18 protein-coding genes are annotated in these 17,415 nt (G+C 59.6%); 16 read left to right on the forward strand and 2 right to left on the reverse strand.

From position 1 onward, the window contains the following. Positions 1–14: 14 nt before the first annotated feature. Complete coding sequence (gene clpS, locus ISX93_RS15575) at positions 15–377, reverse strand: ATP-dependent Clp protease adapter ClpS (RefSeq protein WP_195779682.1); 363 nt, start codon at positions 375–377, stop codon at positions 15–17. Positions 378–597: 220 nt separating this feature from the next. Between clpS and cspD the strand changes: the two genes are divergently transcribed. After that, positions 598–861: a cold shock domain-containing protein CspD gene (cspD, locus tag ISX93_RS15580; RefSeq protein WP_195779683.1), complete on the forward strand. Its 264-nt coding sequence runs from the start codon at positions 598–600 to the stop codon at positions 859–861. A 57-nt stretch (positions 862–918) separates the two neighbouring features. Here the strand turns inward: cspD and icd are convergent, their stop codons facing one another. After that, positions 919–2,175: an NADP-dependent isocitrate dehydrogenase gene (gene icd / locus ISX93_RS15585; protein WP_195779684.1), complete on the reverse strand. Its 1,257-nt coding sequence runs from the start codon at positions 2,173–2,175 to the stop codon at positions 919–921. 305 nt (positions 2,176–2,480) lie between these two features. On the opposite strand from icd, the gene ISX93_RS15590 reads away from it, so the two are divergent. The 15 genes from ISX93_RS15590 to nuoF all read left to right on the forward strand — a co-directional run bounded on the left by ISX93_RS15590 (position 2,481) and on the right by nuoF (position 17,397). Then, positions 2,481–2,924, forward strand: a complete 444-nt coding sequence (locus ISX93_RS15590; protein ID WP_195779685.1) for an NUDIX hydrolase — start codon at positions 2,481–2,483, stop codon at positions 2,922–2,924. A 71-nt stretch (positions 2,925–2,995) separates the two neighbouring features. Next, positions 2,996–4,126 carry a tRNA 2-thiouridine(34) synthase MnmA gene (gene mnmA, locus ISX93_RS15595; RefSeq protein ID WP_195779686.1) on the forward strand — a complete coding sequence of 377 codons (1,131 nt, stop codon included), beginning with the start codon at positions 2,996–2,998 and terminating at the stop codon, positions 4,124–4,126. Then, entirely contained in the window at positions 4,123–4,752 is a 630-nt protein-coding gene (hflD, locus tag ISX93_RS15600) for a high frequency lysogenization protein HflD (RefSeq protein WP_195779687.1), read from the forward strand. Before mnmA ends, hflD begins: the two co-directional genes overlap by 4 nt. Further along, positions 4,749–5,612, forward strand: a complete 864-nt coding sequence (locus ISX93_RS15605) for a DMT family transporter (RefSeq protein ID WP_195779688.1) — start codon at positions 4,749–4,751, stop codon at positions 5,610–5,612. Before hflD ends, ISX93_RS15605 begins: the two co-directional genes overlap by 4 nt. A gap of 85 nt (positions 5,613–5,697) precedes the next feature. After that, positions 5,698–7,068 carry an adenylosuccinate lyase gene (purB, locus tag ISX93_RS15610; protein ID WP_195779689.1) on the forward strand — a complete coding sequence of 457 codons (1,371 nt, stop codon included), beginning with the start codon at positions 5,698–5,700 and terminating at the stop codon, positions 7,066–7,068. A gap of 65 nt (positions 7,069–7,133) precedes the next feature. After that, entirely contained in the window at positions 7,134–8,300 is a 1,167-nt protein-coding gene (locus tag ISX93_RS15615) for a ribosomal protein uL16 3-hydroxylase (RefSeq protein ID WP_195779690.1), read from the forward strand. Further along, complete coding sequence (locus ISX93_RS15620) at positions 8,293–8,718, forward strand: GNAT family N-acetyltransferase (protein ID WP_195779691.1); 426 nt, start codon at positions 8,293–8,295, stop codon at positions 8,716–8,718. The genes ISX93_RS15615 and ISX93_RS15620 overlap by 8 nt, the downstream gene beginning before the upstream one ends. Before the next feature lie 10 nt (positions 8,719–8,728). Then, positions 8,729–9,361, forward strand: a complete 633-nt coding sequence (locus ISX93_RS15625) for a DUF7931 domain-containing protein (RefSeq protein WP_195779692.1) — start codon at positions 8,729–8,731, stop codon at positions 9,359–9,361. After that, positions 9,358–10,167: a secretin N-terminal domain-containing protein gene (locus ISX93_RS15630; protein WP_195779693.1), complete on the forward strand. Its 810-nt coding sequence runs from the start codon at positions 9,358–9,360 to the stop codon at positions 10,165–10,167. Before ISX93_RS15625 ends, ISX93_RS15630 begins: the two co-directional genes overlap by 4 nt. 471 nt (positions 10,168–10,638) lie before the next feature. Next, entirely contained in the window at positions 10,639–12,234 is a 1,596-nt protein-coding gene (locus tag ISX93_RS15635; RefSeq protein WP_195779694.1) for an isocitrate lyase, read from the forward strand. A gap of 372 nt (positions 12,235–12,606) precedes the next feature. Beyond that, a complete protein-coding gene (locus ISX93_RS15640) occupies positions 12,607–13,020 on the forward strand; it encodes an NADH-quinone oxidoreductase subunit A (RefSeq protein WP_195779695.1) in 414 nt (137 codons plus the stop codon). Positions 13,021–13,030: 10 nt separating this feature from the next. Then, on the forward strand, positions 13,031–13,708 hold the full coding sequence (locus ISX93_RS15645; RefSeq protein WP_195779696.1) for a NuoB/complex I 20 kDa subunit family protein: 678 nt from the start codon (positions 13,031–13,033) through the stop codon (positions 13,706–13,708). Between the two features lie 61 nt (positions 13,709–13,769). Then, on the forward strand, positions 13,770–15,551 hold the full coding sequence (nuoC, locus tag ISX93_RS15650; RefSeq protein WP_195779697.1) for an NADH-quinone oxidoreductase subunit C/D: 1,782 nt from the start codon (positions 13,770–13,772) through the stop codon (positions 15,549–15,551). A gap of 2 nt (positions 15,552–15,553) precedes the next feature. After that, a complete protein-coding gene (gene nuoE / locus ISX93_RS15655; RefSeq protein WP_195779698.1) occupies positions 15,554–16,054 on the forward strand; it encodes an NADH-quinone oxidoreductase subunit NuoE in 501 nt (166 codons plus the stop codon). Continuing rightward, positions 16,051–17,397 carry an NADH-quinone oxidoreductase subunit NuoF gene (gene nuoF / locus ISX93_RS15660; RefSeq protein ID WP_195779699.1) on the forward strand — a complete coding sequence of 449 codons (1,347 nt, stop codon included), beginning with the start codon at positions 16,051–16,053 and terminating at the stop codon, positions 17,395–17,397. The genes nuoE and nuoF overlap by 4 nt, the downstream gene beginning before the upstream one ends. Positions 17,398–17,415: the final 18 nt, after the last annotated feature.

A 17,415-nucleotide genomic window follows, 5' to 3' on the forward strand; every position in this document is an offset into this window, starting at 1 on the left:
CCAAGCAATCGGCCCTAGCCGTCTTTCTCTATCTCACAAAGCAGTGGATGCTGACACTCCCTCGCATACTGATTGACCTGCATGGCCTTGGTTTCAGCCACATCCCTGGTAAACAAGCCACACACCGCACGTCCTTCAGTATGTACGGTCAACATAACCCGGGTTGCGCCTTCCCGACCCAGCCCGAAGAACACTTCAAGCACCTCGACCACAAAGTCCATTGGCGTGTAATCATCGTTATGCATGATTACCTTGTACATTGGCGGTGTCTGCAAGGCCGGTTTGGCTTCTTCCAGAACCAAGCCACCAGCACCATCATCACGCTTATCTGGAAGGTCTTGATTGAATGTTAGTCGAATCTGACTGAATGCACTCATGCTGGAAAAAATGCTTCTTAGGTTAAATGCATAGGTGGTTAGGAAAGTGCCGAATCACAAGGCAAACGCCCGATTTCCTTGACTATCGCCGAAATGGTGATAAACCAAATACTACCTGCCTCGGGGTATAGGTCACTCACCCACAGGCCTGTATCAGAAGTAACCTGAATATCGTCACATGATACTCCAGCACCAGGGCACTTTGCAGAGGGAGATCAGCATGCTCAGCGGCAAGGTCAAATGGTTCAACAACGCCAAGGGGTTCGGCTTCATCGTCGCTGACGGGCAGAACGAAGATCTGTTTGCCCACTTTTCAGCAATCCAGATGAGCGGCTACAAAACCCTCAAGGCCGGCCAGAGCGTCTACTTTGACATAGTCCAGGGCCCCAAGGGACTGCACGCGGTAAACATCTGCGCGGAAGAGCCAGTCCAGCAATCAGCCGAAGCGCTGGCGACTCCGAAGACCATTCACGCCGAGGCGTAAATCTGCAGATACAAAAAAGCCGGACTGCTGTCCGGCTTTTTAATTTCCAGCACCCGCTTACATGTGGGCGATGGTCGCGTCACCAAACTCGGAGCAGGACAACAGCTTGGCGTCGTCCATCAGGCGCTCGAAGTCATAGGTCACTGTCTTCGCATCAATGGCACCCTCGGTACCCTTGATGATCAGATCTGCAGCCTCGATCCAGCCCATATGGCGCAGCATCATCTCGGCCGAGAGAATCAGCGAGCCGGGGTTGACCTTGTCCAGGCCAGCATACTTCGGCGCCGTACCATGGGTAGCTTCGAACATGGCAACGGTGTCGGAGAGGTTGGCACCCGGTGCAATACCGATGCCGCCCACTTCAGCCGCCAGTGCATCGGACAGATAGTCACCATTGAGGTTCAGGGTGGCGATCACGTCATACTCAGCCGGGCGCAACAGGATCTGCTGCAGCATGGCGTCGGCAATGGCGTCCTTCACAACAACATTGCGGCCGGTTTTCGGGTTCTTGAACTGCATCCACGGGCCGCCATCCAGCAAGGTTGCACCGAACTCTTCGGCAGCAACTTCATAGGCCCACTCCTTGAAGGCACCTTCGGTGAACTTCATGATGTTGCCCTTGTGGACGATGGTCAGCGATTCGCGATCATTGTCGACAATGTACTGCAAGGCCTTGCGCGCCAGGCGCTTGGTACCTTCCTTGGATACCGGCTTGATGCCGATGCCGCAGTCCTGGTCGAAACGAATCTTGGTGACACCCATTTCTTCCTTGAGGAACTTGATGACCTTGTTCGCTTCTGCCGAACCGGCTTTCCACTCGATACCGGCATAGATGTCTTCCGAGTTCTCGCGGAAGATGGTCATGTCGACATCCTGAGGCTTCTTTACCGGGCTCGGTACGCCGGTGAACCAGCGCACTGGGCGCAGGCAGACATAAAGATCCAGCTGCTGGCGCAGGGCTACGTTCAGCGAGCGAATGCCGCCACCAACCGGCGTGGTCAACGGGCCCTTGATCGATACGACGAACTCTTTGACTGCGTCGAGCGTTTCCTGTGGCAGCCAGGTGTCCTGGTCATAAACCTGGGTCGCCTTTTCGCCGGCATAGACTTCCATCCAGGAAATCTTGCGCGTGCCACCGTAGGCCTTGGCCACAGCCGCATCAACCACCTTGATCATGACGGGGCTGATATCAACACCGATGCCATCACCCTCGATATAGGGAATGATCGGATTGTTAGGTACGTTCAGCGACATATCGGCATTAACGGTAATTTTGTTACCGCTCGAAGGCACCTGAATTTTCTGGTATCCCATGCTGGACTCCATTGCTTTTTGTCTGACATCCCGCCACAGGGGTGGCGTGGCGGATGGATAATGGGGCTTGCTTTCAGCAAGTCACCCTGATGATGTTGCTACAGAATCTCGCGCACTCAACAGCATATCGCCGAGCCTCGCGTGGCTGCCGCTGGCCATCTAACCCTTGAACGCATCTGTAGTCAAACAACAACTACGCTACATTCTCGACCGCAAATATCCCGGTAATTTTAGCAGCAGTTGGGCATTTCACCGCCCGCTTGCAGCGCGTTAGGATTGGCCATTCCGCCCACAGGGATCTTTCCATGCGATTCACTCCCCACGTCACCGTCGCGACCATTGTCGAGGATCAGGGCCGCTTTCTGCTGGTGGAAGAATGGGCAGATAACCGCCACGTATTTAATCAGCCTGCCGGCCATTTGGAAGCCGACGAAAGTCTGATCCAGGCAGCATTGCGTGAAACCCGTGAAGAAACCGGCTGGGAAGTCGAACTGACGGGCGTCATCGGCATCTACCTGTATACCGCACCCAGCAATGGCGTGACTTACCAGCGCGTCTGCTTTGCTGCCAGGCCCCTGCACCAGATCCCTGACAGCACACTGGACGAAGGTATCATCGCACCACACTGGCTGAGCAGGGACGAGATAGAGGCCCGCGCGGACCGCCTGCGCAGCGAGCTGGTTCTGCGCTGCATAGATGACTTCATCAATGGCCCGCTTTTTCCACTGGAACTGATCCGCAACAGCTGAGCAGTTCGCCCTTGATCGCCGCAGCCTGATAGAATCCCGCCTTCGTTCACCCCAGCCCTACCCGAACTCCCATGCCTGAATCAGTCCACCCGAACTCCCAGCAACGCGTCATCGTCGGCATGTCCGGCGGTGTCGACTCGTCGGTATCCGCACTGCTGCTGCTCGAGCAGGGCTTCCAGGTGGAAGGTCTGTTCATGAAGAACTGGGAGGAGGACGACGGCACCGAATACTGCACCGCCATGGCCGACCTGGCAGATGCCCAGGCCGTGTGCGACAACATCGGCATTCCCCTGCATACCGCCAACTTCGCGGCGGAATACTGGGACAACGTCTTCGAGCACTTCCTTGCCGAGTACAAGGCGGGACGCACCCCCAACCCGGACATCCTGTGTAACCGTGAAATCAAGTTCAAGGCCTTCCTCGACTATGCATTGAGCATGGGTGCCGACCTCATCGCCACCGGCCATTACGTGCGCCGGCGGGATATCGACGGGCGCAGCGAACTGCTCAAGGGCCTTGATCCGAACAAGGACCAGAGCTACTTCCTGCACGCGGTCGGCGGCGAGCAGATCGGCAAGTCGCTGTTCCCTGTTGGCGAACTGGAAAAGCCCCGGGTACGCGCGATTGCCGAGCGCCATGGCCTGGCCACAGCCAAGAAGAAGGATTCGACCGGTATCTGTTTTATTGGCGAGCGGCGCTTCAGTGACTTTCTCAAGCAGTACCTGCCGGCCCAGCCAGGCGCAATCGAAACCACCGAAGGCAAGGTGATCGGTCAGCACCATGGCTTGATGTATCACACCATCGGCCAGCGCCAGGGGCTCGGCATTGGCGGCCTGAAAAATGCTGGCGACGACCCTTGGTACGTGCTGTCCAAAGACCTGGCGCGCAATGTGCTCATCGTCGGCCAGGGCAATGATCACCCATGGCTGTTTTCCAGCGCCCTGCTGGCCTCGCAGATCTACTGGGTCAATCCCTTCGACCTCAGTTCGCCGCAACGGCTCACCGCCAAGGTGCGCTATCGGCAAGCCGACCAGGCCTGCACTCTGGAGCAGATTCCCGGCGGTTACCGGGCGATTTTTGACCAGCCGCAGCGCGCCGTGACTCCCGGCCAGTCGGTGGTCTTCTACGATGGCGAGATCTGTCTGGGTGGCGGTGTGATCGAAAGCGCCGAAACGCATTTCAGTGGAGTCCGCAGCGCATGAGTCCGACCCAGGAACAGCTGGTCGCCCTGGCTGCGGTGTTTCAGGCCGCCAGCCTGGTCGACAAGATTGCCAAGACTGGCCAGGCCAGCACCGCCGATAGCGCCTGCCTGCTCGGCGCACTGCTGGTGCGCAACCCGGAAAGCACCCTGGAAGTCTATGGCGGCGATGACCTGAACCTGCGCGAAGGCTATCGAGCACTGGCCAGCGCACTCGAACGCAACCCCGCCAGCTTGCAGCGCGACCCGCTGAAATACGCACTGGCCCTGCTTGCCCTGGAGCGCCAACTGGCCAAGCGCGATGACCTGCTGGAAATCATCGGCAAGCGACTGGACAAGATCCAGCTGCAGGTCGAACACTTCGGGCCGACCCACGAGAATGTGATCGCCGCCTGCGCCGCGCTGTATCAGGACACCATCAGTACCTTCCGGCTGCGCATCCAGGTGCAGGGTGACGTGCGCTTCCTGCAGCAAGCAGGCAACCCTGAAAAAATCCGCGCCCTGCTGCTGGCTGGCATTCGCTCGGCGCGGCTCTGGCGCCAGCTCGGCGGCCATCGCTGGCAACTGGTATTCAGCCGCGGCAAGTTGCTCAGGGAACTCTACCCGCTGCTGCGCAGCACGCCCCCTTGAGCCTGCCGTCGCGCAGTGTCAAACCACTCCAGGGCGCCCTGCTGCTGGCTTTGTCGGCATTGCTGTTCTCCCTGATGGGGGTGGTGATTCGCGAGGCATCGCTGACGGTGAACAACGAGTCCGTGGTGTTTTTTCGCAACCTGGTCGGTGTACTGTTTTTCCTGCCGTTGCTGCTGATCAAGGGCATACAGCCACTCAAGACCCAACGGATCAAGTCCCATCTCTGGCGAACCACCTACGGGCTGGCGGCGATGTACTGCTTCTTCTACGCCATCGCCCACCTGCCGCTGGCCGATGCGATGCTGTTCACTTACTCCGCCCCGGTGTTTACCCCGATCATCGCCTGGTGGTGGCTGAAGGAACCGCTGAACAAGCGCATCGCCCTGACCACCTGCATCGGCCTGATTGGCGTGCTGCTGGTCGCCAGGCCCGGACACTCGCTGTTTGAGGGGCAGGCACTGGTCGGCCTCTCTGCCAGCATCCTGGCAGCCTTTGCCTTTGTCTCTATTCGCGAAATGAGTGATACCGAGCCGGCCTACCGCATCGTCTTCTATTTCTCGCTGTTCAGCGCCCTGATTTCGGCTGTCCCCCTGACCTGGTCCTGGCAGCCGCTGAACCTGCACGAGCTCGGCCTGTTGCTGGTCGTCGGGCTGCTGGCAACCACCAGCCAGATCGTCATGTCCAAGGCTTACGGCCTCGCGCCACCCGGCATAATCGGCCCCTTCGCCTATCTGGCCATCGTGTTTGCCGGAATCATCGCCTGGCTGCGCTGGGGCGAAACTCCTGACCTGCTGTTCGTCGCCGGCGCAGCCTTGATTTTCTCCGCCAGCCTGCTGTCAATCAGCCGAAGTAAAGGTTGAACGACTCCGGCAAAGCACACGGTGGCTAGTCCTTTTCATGTATTATGTGCGCCCTTTTCGTTGACCGATCGCTCGAGAACGCCCCATGCAGCTTTCCACGCTCACCGCGGTTTCCCCCGTCGATGGCCGCTACGCCGGCAAAACCAGCGCTCTGCGCCCGATCTTCAGTGAATACGGCCTGATCCGTTGCCGCGTGCAGGTTGAAGTGCGCTGGCTGCAGCGCCTCGCCGCGCATGCCGGCATCCCGGAAGTTGCCCCCTTCTCTGCGGCGGCCAACGCCCTGCTGGACGAACTGGCAGAAAATTTCCAGCTTGCCCATGCCGAGCGCATCAAGGAAATCGAACGCACCACCAACCACGATGTGAAGGCCGTGGAATACCTGCTCAAGGAGCAGGCTGCCAAGCTGCCGGAACTGGCGGCAGTCAGTGAGTTCATACACTTTGCCTGCACCAGCGAAGACATCAACAACCTGTCCCACGCCCTGATGCTGCGCGAGGGTCGTGACAGTGTCCTGCTGCCGTTGATGCGCCAGGTTGCCGAGGCCATCCGCGGCCTGGCCGTGAAGTTTGCCGACGTGCCGATGCTCTCGCGCACCCATGGCCAGCCGGCGTCGCCAACCACCCTGGGCAAGGAACTGGCCAACGTCGTCTACCGCCTCGAGCGGCAGATTGCACAAGTGGCCGACGTGCCGCTGTTGGGCAAGATCAACGGAGCGGTGGGCAACTATAACGCCCACCTCTCGGCCTATCCGCAGGTCGACTGGGAAGCCAATGCCCGCGACTTCATCGAGGGGGACCTGGGCCTGGCCTTCAACCCCTACACCACGCAGATCGAACCGCACGACTACATCGCCGAACTGTTCGATGCCATCGCCCGCTTCAATACCATCCTCATCGACTTCGATCGCGATGTCTGGGGCTATATCTCGCTCGGCTATTTCAAGCAAAAGACGATTGCCGGCGAGATCGGTTCCTCGACCATGCCGCACAAGGTCAACCCGATCGATTTCGAAAACTCCGAAGGCAACCTGGGCATCGCCAACGCACTGCTCCAGCACCTGGCCAGCAAGTTGCCGATCTCCCGCTGGCAGCGCGACCTGACCGACTCCACCGTGTTGCGCAACCTCGGCGTGGGTTTTGCCCACAGCATGATCGCCTATGAAGCCAGCCTCAAAGGCATCGGCAAGCTGGAGCTGAACCAGGCGCGCATCGCCGCTGACCTGGATGCCTGCTGGGAAGTGCTGGCCGAGCCGATCCAGACCGTGATGCGCCGCTATGCCATCGAGAACCCCTACGAAAAGCTCAAGGAATTGACCCGCGGCAAGGGCATCAGTCCGGAGGCCTTGCAGACCTTCATCGACAGCCTGGAGATGCCCGAAGATGCAAAGGCGGAACTGCGCAAGCTGACCCCGGCGAATTACATCGGCAACGCGGCGGCCCAAGCCAAGCGTATCTGACCGACCGCTCGCCCTGCACGCCCGGCAGTGCCGGGCGTTTTCATTTATTCAGAAGACCCGAAACAATGAATGCTGACTCCCCCCTGCAACTTCTTGGCGGCCTGACTGCCCGCGAGTTCCTTCGCGACTACTGGCAGAAAAAACCCCTGCTGATCCGCCAGGCCATTCCTGACTTCGAGAGCCCGTTGACGCCGGATGAACTGGCCGGGTTGTCCCTCGAAGAGGAAATCGAATCACGTCTGGTCATCGAGCATGGCGAGCAGCCGTGGGAGTTGCGCCGCGGGCCGTTTGCCGAAGACACCTACCAGAACCTGCCGGAGCGTGACTGGACCCTGCTGGTGCAGGCGGTCGACCAGTTCATCCCGGAAGTGGCCGAACTGCTGGAGCACTTCCACTTCCTGCCCAGCTGGCGCATAGATGACGTGATGATCAGCTTTGCCGCGCCCGGTGGTGGTGTCGGCCCGCACTTCGACAACTACGATGTATTCCTCCTGCAGGGCTACGGCCAGCGCCGCTGGCGCCTTGGCCAGATGTGCGATGGCGACAGCGCGCTGCTGGAACATGCCGACCTGCGCATTCTTGCCGACTTCCAGGGCAGCGATGAATGGGTACTGGAACCCGGCGACATGCTTTACCTGCCACCGCGCCTGGCACACTTCGGTACCGCCGAAGATGACTGCATGACCTACTCGATAGGCTTCCGCGCCCCCAGCGCCGCCGAGGTGCTGACCCACTTCACCGACTTCCTGGCACAGTTTCTCGCCGACGAAGAACGTTACAGCGATGCCGGACAGCAACCGGTGAGCGATCCCTATCAGATCCAGCATGACGTCCTCGAGCGCCTCAAAGCCCTGCTGGCCGAACACATGGGGGATGAGCGCCTGCTGCTGACCTGGTTTGGCCAGTTCATGACCGAGCCGCGCTATCCCGAACGAATTGCCGGCACGCCGATCGAAGAGCAGGAACTGCTCGACGCACTTGCGCAGGGTGCCCTGCTGATTCGCAACCCCAGCGCGCGGCTGGCCTGGTCGGAAGTCGACGAAGACCTGCTGCTGTTTGCCAGCGGCAACAGCCGCCTGCTCCCGGGAAATCTGCGCGAACTGCTACGCACACTGTGCGCTGCAGATGCGCTGCACTTGGAAAACCTGGAACCGTGGCTGCGCGATGACGAGGGGCGTAAACTTGTCTGCGAACTGGTCAAGCAAGGCAGTCTGGAGTTTGCTGATGAGTGAGATTCAGGTTCGTATCGCCAACTGGCAAAAGGACAACGCCGTTCTGCGGCAGATCCGCGAAAGCGTGTTTATCAACGAGCAGGCGGTCCCGCCCGAGCTAGAATGGGATGCCGAGGATGCGTCCGCCACGCATTTCCTGGCGCTTGAAGGCGACTACCCCATTGGTACCGCGCGCCTGCTGCCTGACGGCCATATCGGCCGGGTATCGGTACTCAAGGACTGGCGCGGCCTGAATGTCGGCGACAAGATCCTGCGCACCGTGATTGCCGAGGCCGAAAGACTTGGGCTGAATCGGCAGATGCTGAGCGCACAGGTTCACGCCACCCCGTTTTATCAACGCCTGGGATTCAAAGTGGTGAGTGGCGAGTATCTGGATGCCGGCATTCCGCATGTCGACATGGTGCGCGAGAGCCACTGAAGAGGCCTGAATGAACGCAGACACTCCGGCACCAGAGGATCAGCCAGACAATCTTCTGGCACCGATCGAATTTGAATCTCCGGGGCGTTTTACCGTGCTCAATCCGCCCGCAGCGGAAGTCAGGCCCGACACCTGGCAACCAGCCCCCTGCCAGCTCGGCGAGACCGCGGAACTGCAGCGCTTCGACAACCCCGACGGCGCGCGCGCACAAGCACTGGCCCTGCTGCTGCAGGCACGTCGCAGCCTCTGCCTGTATACCCCGGACCTCGAATCCTGGCTGTACAACCATGCCGTGGTGCAGGACGCCTGCAGGGCATTTCTCCTGGGCAAACCACACAATCGCCTGCGCATCCTGCTGCGCGACAGCAGCAAGGCTGTCAGAAACGGCCACCGCTTGCTGACCCTGGCACGGCGCCTTTCCAGCAACCTGCAGATCCGCAAGCTGCACCCCGACTATCCTGCCGAAGCGATAGCCTTTGTCGTGGCCGACGATCGTGGCCTGCTGCTCCGGCCCGAACCGGATCAATATGCCGGCTACGCCCTGTATAACGATCCCGGCCGCGCGCGGCTGCGCCAAGCCCAATTCGATCAGGCCTGGGACTGCAGCACACTTGACCCGGACTTGCGGAGCTTTCTGCTATGAACCTGCGCACACTATGCCTGCTCTGCCTTACCACCCTGAGCTTTGGCCTGCAGGCGGCCACCGAGGTAATCCCGCTCAACTACGTGATGGCCAATGACGTGCTGCCCACAGCGCAGGCCGTGCTTGGCAACCAAGGCCGGGCCAACGCGTATGGCAATCAGCTGATTGTCAGCGCACCCGTCGAGAAAATTGCCGAATTGCGCAGCGTAATCGAACAACTGGACACGCAGCCCAGGCGTTTGCTGATCAGCCTCGACACCGCAGGCAATGACCGCCAGGCAAGCCGCGGCTACAGCGTCAATGGCTCGGCCAGCGCCGGCAATGTCGAGATTCAGGCCGGACATGGCGAAGTGAATAGCCGTGACCAGGTACGGATCATCAACAACAACAGTGTCGGCAATAGCGCCAGCGTGCAGCAGGTGCAGGCTACCGAAGGTTATCCTGCGCTGATTCAGGCAGGCCAGAGCGTGCCATTGACCACCACCAGCAGAGGCCCATACGGGCAGGTCTACAGCAATACCGAGTACCGTGATGTCATGCGTGGTTTCCTGGTCACTGCCACTGTTGCTGGCGAGCGGGTGAACATCAGCATTCGTAGCAGCAATGACAGCCTGAGCCGCTCACAACCCGGCACAATTGAGGTGCAGAGTACCGACACGCGGGTCAGCGGCCAGCTCGGCGAATGGATTCCGCTAGGCGGTGTCAGCACGCAGAGCCAGAATCAGGATGCTGGCTTTCTGCGGCGATACTCAAGCAATGGCCAGGATCAGATGTCGATGCGCATTAAAGTCGAGCTGGCTCATTAAGGCCCTCAAGCACATCCCATGAAATTATGTAGTAGTGAAAAAATAACACTACAAAACGTTTGACGAACGCTTTTGGCGAGCGCATCATTGCCCCGCTCCCGCTAGCCAGGGGACCCGAAAGGGCCTCCAGACTGCAGTGACGTACTGTTGCTGCAGCCTGTGTCTTACCAAGCCCACAAGGCAGTTCGACGGGGTTGCGACTGGAACGAAGTTGTCCCGAGGGACGGGGAAGCGTTTAGCGTATCAGCCAGATTGACACCCAGGTCATCACGCCGCAGGGCTCTCGCTCCCGCAGCGAAAAGTGACACACTCACTCCTGATCGACCGTCATCTTCCTGTTCGTACCCCCCTCTTCGGCAAACTTGCCGTACCAGTCAATACCTCTCGACCTGTAGTGTGCCGCCTCCGTAAAACGCGGGCTTTAACTGGGAAACCGGTGCCTAACCACACTCACACCTTGAAGGATTGACCATGTCCGCATATCAAAACGACATCAAAGCCGTTGCCGCCCTGAAAGCCGCCGCAGGCAGCAGCTGGAGCGCTATCGACCCGGAATCCGTGGCCCGCATGCGCGCCCAGAACCGTTTCAAGACCGGCCTGGAAATCGCCCAGTACACTGCCGACATCATGCGCAAAGACATGGCCGAATACGATGCCGACTCCTCTGTCTACACCCAGTCGCTGGGCTGCTGGCACGGCTTCATCGGTCAGCAGAAGCTGATCTCGATCAAGAAGCACCTGAAAACCACCAACAAGCGCTACCTCTACCTGTCCGGCTGGATGGTCGCTGCCCTGCGTTCCGAGTTCGGCCCGCTGCCTGACCAGTCGATGCACGAGAAGACTGCCGTCTCCAGCCTGATTGAAGAGCTGTACACTTTCCTGCGCCAGGCCGATGCCCGCGAACTGGACCTGCTGTTCACTGCCCTCGATGCTGCGCGCGCAGCCGGGGACAAGGCCAAGGAAGCCGAACTGCAAGCACAGATCGACAACTACGAAACTCACGTAGTACCGATCATCGCCGACATCGATGCTGGCTTCGGTAATCCGGAAGCCACCTACCTGCTGGCCAAGAAAATGATCGAAGCGGGTGCCTGCTGCATCCAGATCGAGAATCAGGTATCCGACGAGAAGCAGTGCGGTCACCAGGATGGCAAAGTAACCGTTCCGCACGCTGACTTCCTCGCCAAAATCAACGCTGTGCGTTACGCGTTTCTCGAGCTGGGCATCGACAACGGCGTGATCGTTGCACGCACCGACTCCCTGGGTGCCGGCCTGACCAAGCAGATCGCCGTGACCAACCAGCCAGGCGACCTGGGCGACCAGTACAACTCGTTCCTGGATTGCGAAGAAGTCTCTGCTGCCGACCTGAAGAACGGCGACGTGGTACTTAACCGCGAAGGCAAGCTGCTGCGTCCCAAGCGCCTGCCGTCCAACCTGTTCCAGTTCCGCAAGGGCACCGGCGAAGCACGTTGCGTCCTCGACAGCATCACTTCGCTGCAAAACGGCGCAGACATGCTGTGGATCGAAACCGAGAAGCCGCACGTTGGCCAGATCAAAGGCATGGTTGACGAGATCCGCAAGGTGATCCCGAACGCCAAGCTGGTCTACAACAACAGCCCGTCCTTCAACTGGACCCTGAACTTCCGCCAGCAGGTTTACGATGCGTTCGTCGCCGAAGGCAAGGACGTTTCTGCCTACGACCGCACCAAGCTGATGAGCGTTGACTACGACACCACCGACCTGGCTGTTCGTGCTGACGAAATGATCCGCACCTTCCAACGTGACGCTTCGGCTCAGGCTGGTATCTTCCACCACCTGATCACCCTGCCGACCTACCACACAGCCGCACTGTCTACCGACAATCTGGCCAAAGGGTACTTCGCCGAAGAAGGCATGCTGGCCTACGTGAAAGGTGTCCAGCGTCAGGAAATTCGTCAGGGTATCGCTTGCGTCAAGCACCAGAACATGTCTGGTTCCGACATTGGCGACAACCACAAGGAGTACTTCGCTGGCGAAGCTGCTCTGAAGGCTGGCGGCAAAGACAACACCATGAACCAGTTCCACTGATAGTGGCTGATTCACTCGCCCAGGAAGCCATTCCAGGCTGAGTCGGCAACAACAGAAGCCCCGGTAGCGATACCGGGGCTTTTTTTCGCCCGCATGATTCACCGGTCAGCCTGAAGACTCATTTCCAGCTGGCTAATCCGCCCTTTGCAGATAAGCTTAGGGACACATGACCGCCTGCACCATTGCGGCCCATGCCGTCACTGAGACTAACGGCTAAGCGAAGAAATCGCTTCGACAAATTTACTTACATCCGGCAGTGCGAGTAGAATCGCGAAATTATTTTGACGCTCTGTTTTCGTTTCTATACAGACAGTTACGTGCTGCGTGCAGCATGCTTACTAGCAGCGATCCAGGGCACAATGGATGTTCATCATGACTGCAACCAGTACCTTACTGACCCACAACTGGGCATTTGCCGTCTTTCTACTCGGGGTTTTCGCCCTTATCGCCTTCATGCTCGGCGCATCCAGCCTGCTTGGCAGCAAGGCCTGGGGGCGCAGCAAGAACGAACCCTTCGAGTCCGGCATGCTGCCCACCGGCACCGCTCGCCTGCGCCTGTCGGCAAAGTTTTATCTGGTCGCGATGCTCTTCGTGATCTTCGACGTTGAAGCCCTGTTTCTGTTCGCCTGGGCCGTGTCAGTGCGCGAGAGCGGCTGGGCCGGTCTGCTTGAGGCCACCCTTTTTATCGCAATTCTGTTGGCGGGTCTTGTCTATCTTTGGCGTATCGGAGCCCTCGACTGGGCGCCGGAAGCACGCCGCAAGCGGCAGGCGAAGCTGAAACAATGAGGCTTTTGCAATGCACTACAATCTCACCCGAATTGATCCGGATGCACCAAACGAGCAATACCCGATCGGCAAGCGGGAAACTGTTTCAGACCCATTGCTCGAAGACGAGGTGCACAAGAACATCTACATGGGGAAGCTCGAAGACGTCCTGAATGGGGCGGTCAACTGGGGGCGTAAAAACTCACTGTGGCCGTATAACTTCGGGCTTTCGTGCTGCTACGTGGAAATGACCACCGCCTTCACCGCACCGCATGACATTGCCCGCTTCGGGGCTGAAGTGATCCGGGCGTCCCCGCGCCAGGCTGACTTCATGGTCATTGCAGGTACCTGTTTCGTGAAGATGGCACCGGTCATTCAGCGCCTGTACGAGCAGATGCTCGAACCCAAATGGGTCATATCCATGGGCTCTTGCGCCAACTCGGGCGGCATGTATGACATCTACTCGGTTGTGCAGGGCGTCGACAAGTTTCTCCCGGTCGATGTCTATATTCCCGGCTGCCCGCCTCGCCCTGAAGCCTTTCTGCAGGGCCTCATGCTCCTGCAGGAGTCGATTGGAAAAGAACGCCGACCGTTGTCCTGGGTCGTTGGCGATCAGGGTATTTACCGCGCGGAAATGCCCTCGCAAAAAGAACTGCGCCACGAAGAGCGCATCAAGGTTACCAACCTGCGCAGCCCCGACGAAGTATGAGCCGAGGCCGCCAGACCCTGGGCCCACTCATTCTTTTAGTTGACCGATAGCGACCGAGACCATGACTGCAGACACCGTTCTGTCGATTCCGCAGTACAAAGCCGATGATCAAGATGTGGTCATCGAACTGAACGCCCGCTTTGGTGCCGAGAACCTCACCGTTCAAAGCACCCGCACCGGCATGCCGGTAATCTGGGTGGCCCGCGAGAGCCTCACCGAGGTTCTGACCTTTCTGCGCGGCTTGCCCCGCCCCTTTGTCATGCTCTATGACCTGCATGGCGTCGACGAGCGTCTGCGCACGCAGCGCCGCGGGCTGCCTGGCGCCGATTTCAGCGTCTTTTATCATTTGTTATCCATCGAGCGGAACAGTGATGTGATGATCAAGGTCGCCCTCGCGGAAGGCGACCTTAACCTGCCCACCTGCACCCGCATCTGGCCCAACGCCAACTGGTACGAGCGCGAAGTCTGGGACATGTTCGGCATTACCTTTGCCGGCCACCCGCACCTGACCCGCATCATGATGCCGCCGACCTGGGAAGGTCACCCGCTGCGCAAGGACTATCCGGCGCGCGCCACCGAATTCGACCCCTTCAGCCTGACGCTGGCCAAACAGCAACTCGAGGAAGAAGCCGCTCGCTTCCGCCCTGAAGACTGGGGCATGAAGCGCAAAGGCGAACATGAGGACTACATGTTCCTCAACCTCGGCCCGAACCACCCGTCGGCCCACGGCGCCTTCCGTATCGTTCTGCAACTGGACGGCGAGGAAATCGTCGACTGCGTGCCGGAGGTCGGTTACCACCACCGCGGCGCGGAGAAGATGGCCGAACGCCAGTCTTGGCACAGCTTTATTCCGTATACCGACCGTATTGATTACCTCGGCGGGGTCATGAACAACCTGCCCTACGTGCTGGCCGTGGAGAAACTGGCCGGGATCAAGGTGCCGCAGAAGGTCGACACCATCCGCGTGATGCTTGCCGAGTTTTTCCGCATCACCAGCCACCTGCTGTTCCTCGGCACTTACATTCAGGACGTCGGCGCCATGACGCCGGTATTCTTTACCTTCACCGACCGCCAGCGTGCCTACCGGGTAATCGAAGCCATCACCGGCTCGCGCATGCACCCAGCCTGGTACCGCATCGGCGGCGTAGCGCATGATTTGCCGCGCGGCTGGGATGGCTTGGTCAAGGAGTTCGTCGACTGGCTGCCGAAACGCCTCGACGAATACGAGAAAGCGGCCCTGCAGAACAGTATCCTGCGCGGCCGAACCATTGGCGTGGCTCAGTACAACACCAAGGAAGCCCTGGAGTGGGGCGTTACGGGTGCAGGTCTGCGCTCAACCGGCCTGGATTTCGACCTGCGCAAGGCGCGGCCGTACTCGGGCTACGAGAACTTCGAGTTCGAAATTCCGCTGGCGCACAACGGCGATGCCTATGACCGCTGCATGGTCCGCGTGGAAGAGATGCGCCAGAGCATCCGCATCATCGACCAGTGCCTGCGCAACATGCCGGAAGGACCGTACAAAGCGGATCATCCGCTGACCACGCCGCCACCTAAAGAACGCACCCTGCAACACATCGAAACCCTGATCACGCACTTCCTGCAGGTCTCTTGGGGCCCGGTGATGCCGGCCAACGAGTCCTTCCAGATGATCGAGGCAACCAAAGGCATCAACAGTTACTACCTGACCAGTGATGGCAGCACCATGAGTTACCGGACGCGCATCCGCACACCGAGTTTCCCGCATCTGCAGCAGATTCCTTCGGTGATCCGCGGCAGCATGGTGGCTGACCTGATTGCCTATCTGGGCAGTATCGACTTCGTTATGGCTGACGTGGACCGCTAACCATGAGCGCTAACACTCTGATTCAAACCGACCGTTTCGCCCTCAGCGATAGCGAGCGCTCGGCCATAGAGCACGAAATGCACCACTACGAGGATCCGCGCGCCGCCTCCATCGAAGCACTGAAAATCGTGCAGAAAGCCCGCGGCTGGGTTCCCGACGGGGCCATTTCGGCGATCGGCGAAGTGCTCGGCATTCCGGCCAGCGATGTTGAAGGCGTGGCCACCTTCTACAGCCAGATTTTCCGCCAGCCCGTGGGGCGGCACATCATTCGGGTCTGCGACAGCATGACCTGCTACATCGGCGGCCATGAATCGGTGGTCGAGAGCCTCGGCCAGCAACTTGGTATCGGTCTCGGACAGACCAGTGCAGACGGGCGTTTTACCCTGCTTCCGGTCTGCTGTCTGGGCAATTGCGACAAGGCCCCAGCACTGATGATTGATGACGACACCTTCGGCGATATCACACCGGAAGATGTGTCTCGACTGCTGGAGACCTACCCATGACCCTTGCCTCCATCAGCCCGGCCAATCGCGCACAGCGCAGTGCGGAAACCCATCCGCTGACCTGGCGCCTGCGCGATGATGCCGAGCCCGTCTGGCTGGATGAGTACCGCCGGAAAAATGGCTATGCCGCAGCGCGCAAGGCGCTGAACGACATGGCTGCGGCCGACATCGTGCAGACTGTCAAGGATTCAGGTCTCAAGGGCCGCGGCGGTGCAGGCTTTCCCACTGGAGTGAAGTGGGGGCTGATGCCGGCCGACGAGTCCATGAATATCCGCTACCTGCTGTGCAATGCGGACGAGATGGAACCCAACACCTGGAAAGACCGCCTGCTGATGGAGCAACTGCCACACTTGCTGATTGAAGGCATGCTGATCAGCGCCCGGGCGCTCAAGGCTTATCGTGGCTACATCTTTTTGCGCGGCGAGTATGTGGATGCCGCGCGCATCCTGAATCAGGCCATCGGAGAAGCCAAGGCTGCCGGCCTGCTGGGCAAGAACATTCTCGGCAGCGGCTTTGATTTCGAGTTGCTCGTACATACCGGTGCCGGTCGTTATATCTGTGGTGAAGAGACCGCACTGATCAATTCCCTGGAAGGCCGGCGCGCCAACCCGCGCTCCAAACCGCCCTTCCCTGCCGCCGTCGGCGTGTGGGGCAAACCGACCTGTGTGAACAACGTTGAAACCCTGTGCAATGTGCCGGCCATCGTCAATGACGGCGTCGACTGGTACAAATCCCTGGCCCGCCCAGGCAGCGAAGACCATGGCACCAAGCTGATGGGCTTCTCCGGCAAGGTGAAAACACCCGGGCTCTGGGAGTTGCCCTTTGGCATTCCCGCCCGCGAACTGTTTGAAGACTGCGCCGGCGGCATGCGTGAAGGCTACAGCCTGAAGTGCTGGCAACCTGGCGGGGCCGGCACCGGCTTCCTCCTGCCGGAACATCTGGATGCAGCCATGTATGCCGGCGGCATTGCCAAGGTGGGAACCCGCATGGGCACGGGACTGGCGCTGGCCGTAGACGACAGCATCAACATGGTGGGACTGCTGCGCAACATGGAAGAGTTTTTTGCCCGGGAATCCTGTGGCTGGTGTACCCCATGCCGGGATGGCCTGCCCTGGAGTGTGAAGATCCTGCGTGCGCTGGAGCGCGGCGAAGGCCAGCCGGGGGATATCGAGACGCTCGAGCAACTGGTCAACCAGCTTGGCCCCGGCAGGACGTTCTGCGCCCATGCGCCCGGAGCCGTTGAACCGATTGGCAGCGCAATCAAGTATTTCCGCCATGAATTTGAAGCCGGACTTGCCCAGGCAAACTCGGCTGAACGCCAGGAGCCGGCACTACCGGTGTAAAGATCAGAGACCGGATGG

Source organism: Pseudomonas sp. N040, from assembly GCF_015637705.1.
Classification (GTDB): domain Bacteria; phylum Pseudomonadota; class Gammaproteobacteria; order Pseudomonadales; family Pseudomonadaceae; genus Aquipseudomonas.

Bases quoted from the DNA above. Each gene is read 5' to 3' on its own strand.
- icd (WP_195779684.1), bottom strand. From the start codon at position 2,175: ATGGGATACCAGAAAATTCAGGTGCCTTCGAGCGGTAACAAAATTACC.
- ISX93_RS15625 (WP_195779692.1), top strand. From the start codon at position 8,729: ATGAACGCAGACACTCCGGCACCAGAGGATCAGCCAGACAATCTTCTG.
- ISX93_RS15590 (WP_195779685.1), top strand. From the start codon at position 2,481: ATGCGATTCACTCCCCACGTCACCGTCGCGACCATTGTCGAGGATCAG.
- ISX93_RS15635 (WP_195779694.1), top strand. From the start codon at position 10,639: ATGTCCGCATATCAAAACGACATCAAAGCCGTTGCCGCCCTGAAAGCC.
- nuoF (WP_195779699.1), top strand. From the start codon at position 16,051: ATGACCCTTGCCTCCATCAGCCCGGCCAATCGCGCACAGCGCAGTGCG.
- nuoE (WP_195779698.1), top strand. From the start codon at position 15,554: ATGAGCGCTAACACTCTGATTCAAACCGACCGTTTCGCCCTCAGCGAT.
- nuoC (WP_195779697.1), top strand. From the start codon at position 13,770: ATGACTGCAGACACCGTTCTGTCGATTCCGCAGTACAAAGCCGATGAT.
- cspD (WP_195779683.1), top strand. From the start codon at position 598: ATGCTCAGCGGCAAGGTCAAATGGTTCAACAACGCCAAGGGGTTCGGC.
- ISX93_RS15615 (WP_195779690.1), top strand. From the start codon at position 7,134: ATGAATGCTGACTCCCCCCTGCAACTTCTTGGCGGCCTGACTGCCCGC.
- clpS (WP_195779682.1), bottom strand. From the start codon at position 377: ATGAGTGCATTCAGTCAGATTCGACTAACATTCAATCAAGACCTTCCA.
- hflD (WP_195779687.1), top strand. From the start codon at position 4,123: ATGAGTCCGACCCAGGAACAGCTGGTCGCCCTGGCTGCGGTGTTTCAG.
- ISX93_RS15640 (WP_195779695.1), top strand. From the start codon at position 12,607: ATGACTGCAACCAGTACCTTACTGACCCACAACTGGGCATTTGCCGTC.
- ISX93_RS15630 (WP_195779693.1), top strand. From the start codon at position 9,358: ATGAACCTGCGCACACTATGCCTGCTCTGCCTTACCACCCTGAGCTTT.
- mnmA (WP_195779686.1), top strand. From the start codon at position 2,996: ATGCCTGAATCAGTCCACCCGAACTCCCAGCAACGCGTCATCGTCGGC.
- purB (WP_195779689.1), top strand. From the start codon at position 5,698: ATGCAGCTTTCCACGCTCACCGCGGTTTCCCCCGTCGATGGCCGCTAC.
- ISX93_RS15645 (WP_195779696.1), top strand. From the start codon at position 13,031: ATGCACTACAATCTCACCCGAATTGATCCGGATGCACCAAACGAGCAA.
- ISX93_RS15620 (WP_195779691.1), top strand. From the start codon at position 8,293: ATGAGTGAGATTCAGGTTCGTATCGCCAACTGGCAAAAGGACAACGCC.